Here is a 1529-nt window from a genome sequence, read left to right as displayed (position 1 = left end):
CTCATCCCGGACTACATGGTCATGGGCGAACGCGTTATGTCTGACATGGTCGAGATGGAGATGCCAATCCCTGACAACACCGTGCCCATGATGACCGGCCAGGGGCCGTTCGGATCGGTGGAGATGGGCGGGATGTTCAGCGTGCTCAAAGTGCGCAGGGAGCAGAAGCCCGGCGACTACAAAGACCCCGGCTGGTTCAAGCATCCGGCAGGCACGGTTGCGCATGAGTACACCGGCCCGATGGCCGAGCCCGCGCGATTCAGCGCAGAGGGCGGCCAGTCCATGCCGCGCGTTCGCAAGCCTGCAACGCCGCCGAAGTCAAGGTGCGCAAGCCTACATCGCATGGCGCGCATTGATTTTTTCCTTCAATTTTCAACCTGAGACCATCCATGAAATTCACGCGCTCCACTATTTCTCAACTCTTCGCCATGGCTGCACTGGCCGCATCGGGGGCAGCCTTCGCTGCCGGCAACCATGCAGGTGGCCACGGTGACGGGGGTGAGACAGCCATTGGCAAACCCGGCGTCGCCGCCAAGGCCCGTCGCACTATCACCATCGAAATGAGCGACAACATGCGCTACACGCCGTCGAACATTCAGGTCAAACAGGGCGAAACCGTGCGCTTCGTTGTCAAGAACGTCGGACAGGTCAAGCACGAACTCAGCCTGGGCACCGAGAAGGAGCTACTGGAGCACCTGGAACAGATGAAGAAGTTCCCGGACATGGAGCACGACGAACCCGGCAAGGTGACGCTGCAGCCTGGCAAGCAAGGCGAAATCGTCTGGCAGTTCACCAAGGCCGGAGGCGTGAACTTTGCCTGTCTGATGCCTGGCCACTACGAGGCCGGCATGAAGGGCACTGTCCAGGTTGGCAAGAAGTAATACGCCACCGTAGAGCCTGGAACAAGAAGTCCGCGTCATGTTCAAGAAAAAGCCCCGAGCGCTGGGACTGGCAGTGCCCGCCATGCCGATGGGCTTACCGGGCACGAATGGGCCGGCTTACAGCGGTCGGCGCACCCCCTTCAAGCGCTGCTGATTCAGAAAGATGGATCAGCAGAAATTTTCAACATGTATTCGTAAGGTCATCATGAACACCATCAAACAAATTCTTGCCATTTCCGCCGTGGCCGTGGGCATAGCGCTGCCCATGAGCAGCTTTGCCCAGGCAAGCATGGAGCCTGGCAAGACAGAAGCGGCACAGTCGGCATCCCTGACCGATGGCGAGATCAAGAAAGTTGATCTGGACAACGGCAAGGTCACCATCAAGCACGGTGAAATCAAGCACATGGACATGCCCGGTATGACCATGGTATTCACCGCGAAGGACAAGAGCCTGTTGTCCAACGTGAAGCCTGGCGACAAGGTCAAGTTCATGGTCGTCAACGAGGGCGGGAAGATGGTTGTCACAGACATTCAGCCCGCTCAGTGAGAACACGCTGCTTTAGCGTGCTGTGTCGTCGCGGATGGATTTATTGATTGCTGACTGCGACGGTTTTGTAATCTGCAGAAGGAGAGCACTATGTCAAAAAT

3 protein-coding genes and 1 pseudogene are annotated in these 1529 nt (G+C 57.7%); all 4 read left to right on the top strand.

What is annotated here, in order from left to right:
* Positions 1 to 356 (top strand): annotated as a pseudogene (locus tag D3H34_RS32465) (copper oxidase); the annotation flags it as partial.
* Between the two features lie 33 nt (positions 357 to 389).
* Entirely contained in the window at positions 390 to 881 is a 492-nt protein-coding gene (locus D3H34_RS32460; RefSeq protein WP_119558843.1) for a cupredoxin domain-containing protein, read from the top strand.
* Between the two features lie 16 nt (positions 882 to 897).
* On the top strand, positions 898 to 1035 hold the full coding sequence (locus D3H34_RS34965) for a DUF411 domain-containing protein (RefSeq protein WP_255523784.1): 138 nt from the start codon (positions 898 to 900) through the stop codon (positions 1033 to 1035).
* Positions 1036 to 1086: 51 nt separating this feature from the next.
* Complete coding sequence (locus D3H34_RS32450; protein ID WP_066691662.1) at positions 1087 to 1428, top strand: copper-binding protein; 342 nt, start codon at positions 1087 to 1089, stop codon at positions 1426 to 1428.
* Positions 1429 to 1529: the final 101 nt, after the last annotated feature.

The organism is Acidovorax cavernicola, from assembly GCF_003581445.1.
Note: the sequence above shows the minus strand (reverse complement) of the source record. Positions and strands in the feature narration are given on the sequence as shown.